General features: G+C 61.9%; 2 protein-coding genes and 1 pseudogene. 1 reads left to right on the top strand and 2 read right to left on the bottom strand.

The window, feature by feature from the left end:
* Window positions 1–186, bottom strand: a pseudogene (locus DBR18_RS17870) (1-aminocyclopropane-1-carboxylate deaminase); the annotation flags it as partial.
* A 140-nt stretch (window positions 187–326) separates the two neighbouring features.
* Entirely contained in the window at window positions 327–2,366 is a 2,040-nt protein-coding gene (locus tag DBR18_RS17860) for an FAD-dependent oxidoreductase (RefSeq protein ID WP_108591302.1), read from the bottom strand.
* A 206-nt stretch (window positions 2,367–2,572) separates the two neighbouring features.
* Here DBR18_RS17860 and DBR18_RS17855 point away from each other — a divergent pair.
* Window positions 2,573–3,364 (top strand): nitrilase-related carbon-nitrogen hydrolase (locus DBR18_RS17855; protein ID WP_256588776.1); only part of this gene is annotated, 792 nt, incomplete at its 3' end.

Below are 3,364 nucleotides of genomic sequence, written 5' to 3'. Positions count from 1 at the left end.
GCCCTGCGCCCCGGCGTGGTCGGCGGCTTTGAGGTGTTCGACGAGTTTGAACCACTTGTTGCCGCTGATCAGCGGGTCGATCCGGTCCAGACGCAGGATCGCGACCTCGATTCCAGCGCGGGTGAGCCAGTCAAGTTGCAGTAATTCGAGGGAGGCTTGAGGTAGCCAGTCAGAGGGAAAAAGCATCAGCGCCACAGCATCAAAAAAAACCAATACTAACAGCACCCAAACAACCTGTAGGAGCTGCCGCAGGCTGCGATCTTTTGATTTTGCTTTTAAAAACCAAGATCAAAAGATCGCAGCCTGCGGCAGCTCCTACACAGGCCTTAGAGTTCAGCGGCCAGGCGCGAACCCTGGTTGATCGCGCGCTTGGCATCCAGCTCCGCCGCCACGTCGGCGCCACCAATCAGGTGCACGTTCTGCCCCGCTGCCACCAGCCCCTCCTGCAGGTCACGCAACGGATCCTGACCGGCACAGATGACGATGTTGTCCACCGCCAGCACTTGCGGCTCGCCGGTTTCGCCGACGCGGATGTGCAGGCCTTCGTCGTCGATCTTCAGGTATTCGACGCTGTTGAGCATCTGCACCTGCTTGTTCTTCAAGCCCGTACGGTGAATCCAGCCAGTGGTCTTGCCCAGACCGTCGCCGACCTTGGTTTTCTTGCGCTGCAACAGGAACACTTCGCGAGCCGGCGCGTGCGGCGCGGCTTTGATCCCGGCCACGCCACCACGTGCTTCCAGATGGGTGTCAATGCCCCACTCCTTCCAGAACGCCGTGCGATCCAGACTGGTGGCCACGCCTTGGTGCACAAGGAACTCGGAGACGTCGAAACCGATACCGCCCGCGCCAATCACCGCGACGCGCTTGCCCACCGGTTTGCGCTCGAGGATCACGTCCAGGTAGCTCAGCACCTTGGCGTTCTCAACACCCGGAATCGCCGGCACACGCGGCGCGATACCGGTGGCGAGGATGATTTCGTCGTAACCGCCCTCGACCAGTTTCGCCACGTCGACGCGGGTGTTCAGGCACACCTCGACATTCGTGGTCTGCAGCTTGCGCTTGAAATAACGCAGGGTTTCGAAGAATTCTTCCTTGCCCGGCACACGCTTGGCGATGTTGAACTGGCCGCCAATCTCGCTGGCCGAATCGAACAACGTTACCTGATGACCGCGCTCGGCGGCCACGGTCGCGGCGGACAGACCGGCAGGCCCGGCACCGACCACAGCGATTTTCTTGATCTGCTGCACCGGCAAATAGTTGAGCTCGGTTTCATGGCAGGCACGCGGGTTGACCAGGCAACTGGTGAGCTTGCCGCCAAAGGTGTGATCGAGGCACGCCTGGTTGCAACCGATGCAGGTGTTGATTTCGTCGGCACGGCCCTCGGCGGCCTTGTTGACGAAGTCCGGGTCGGCGAGGAACGGCCGCGCCATCGAGACCATGTCGGCGTCGCCTTCAGCGAGAATCTGCTCGGCGATTTCCGGGGTGTTGATACGGTTGGTGGTGATCAGCGGAATGTTCACCGAACCGCGCAGCTTGGCGGTGACCTTGCTGAATGCCGCGCGCGGCACCTTGGTGGCGATGGTCGGGATCCGCGCTTCGTGCCAGCCGATGCCGGTGTTGATGATGGTCGCGCCGGCCTGCTCGATGGCTTTGGCCAGGGTCACGATCTCTTCCCAGGTGCTGCCGCCCTCGACCAGATCAAGCATCGACAAACGGAAAATAATGATGAAGTTCGGGCCGACCGCTTCGCGTACGCGGCGGACGATTTCCACCGGCAGGCGCATGCGGTTTCCGTAGCTGCCACCCCAGCGGTCGGTACGGTGGTTGGTGTGGGCGGCGAGGAACTGGTTAATGAAATAACCTTCCGAACCCATGATCTCCACGCCGTCGTACTCGGCGGTCTGCGCCAGCACCGAGCAGGTGACGAAATCACTGATCTGCTTCTCGATGCCTTCCTCGTCCAGCTCTTTGGGCTTGAACGGGTTGATCGGCGCCTGAATCGCACTCGGCGCGACCTGTTTCGGGCTGTAGGCATAACGCCCGGCGTGGAGGATCTGCATGCAGATCTTGCCGCCCGCCTCATGCACTGCGCGAGTGACGATGCGGTGCTTGAGCGCTTCTTCCTCGGTGGTCAGCTTGGCCGCGCCGGAATACACGCCGCCCTCGTCGTTCGGGCCGATGCCCCCGGTGACCATCAGGCCGACGCCGCCACGGGCACGCTCGGCGAAGTACGCTGCCATGCGTTCGAAGCCGCCCGGTTTTTCTTCAAGACCGGTGTGCATCGAGCCCATCAGGGTGCGGTTGCGCAACGTGGTGAATCCCAGGTCCAGCGGGGCCAACAGGTGCGGGTAATGAGCGGCGGTCATCGGTAACTCCACAACGAGCGATCACGGAAATTGCGGGAGCTCTGCGTCCCCCGTCAGTCATGTTCGACAGACTAAGAGTCGCACTGCTGTCACTCAATGACCGAAACTGACAACTTATTGATCCAAATGCGCAGCACCCCTTGGCAACCGGCGCCATGCGCCCTACCCTAGTCGCCACACCCTGTACCCGGTTGTTGTTGGTTTTCATGCGCAAACTTCTGTACCTGTTTTTCTCCATGGCCGTCGTTGCCGCTCTCACCACCTACGCCATGTGGGCGGCGGACCGGCCGGCGGGACATTACCTGTCGGATCTGCGCATCAAACTGGCGGTTGATCAGGGCACCCCGTCCGACCGCGGCAACCTGTTGGGAATTCAGCCGGAACTGTTCCCCACCGACTATCAAAGCCCCGAGCGCCTGCACCGCAAACTCGCGGCCTATCTGCAGCAGGCGCAGGATCAGGGGCTGCTGAACGAAAAAACCGTGGTGGTGCTGCCCGAGCATGTCGGCACCTGGCTGATGATCAGCGGCGAGAAAGACGAGCTGTATCAGGCCCCGACCCTCGTCGAAGCGATGAATTGGCTGGCGGCGAGCAACCCGCTACTTTTCGCTCGCGCCTGGCTCAGCGCCAGTGGCGAAAATCGCCTCGATGACGCGCACCTGCGGATGAAGTCCAAAGCCATGGCCAAGGATTACCAGGCGCTGTTCGGTGGCCTGGCCAGGGAATTCCATGTGACGCTGGTGGCCGGTTCCATCGTGCTGCCGGAACCGAGTATCCGCGACGGCCAGCTCAAGCCCGGCAGCGGTTCGCTGTTCAACAGCAGCGTGGTGTTCGGCCGTGACGGCGTTCCGCTGGGCCAGCCCCAGCGGCAGATGCACCCGATCTTCGAGCAGCGCGACGTGATCGAGGGTGAAGACGCCCACGCGATCAACGTGGTCGATACCCCGGCCGGGCGATTGGGCGTATTGATTGGCAGCGACAGCTGGTATCCGGACAAC

This window comes from Pseudomonas sp. HMWF021, from assembly GCF_003061005.1.
Classification (GTDB): domain Bacteria; phylum Pseudomonadota; class Gammaproteobacteria; order Pseudomonadales; family Pseudomonadaceae; genus Aquipseudomonas.
Note: the sequence above shows the minus strand (reverse complement) of the source record. Positions and strands in the feature narration are given on the sequence as shown.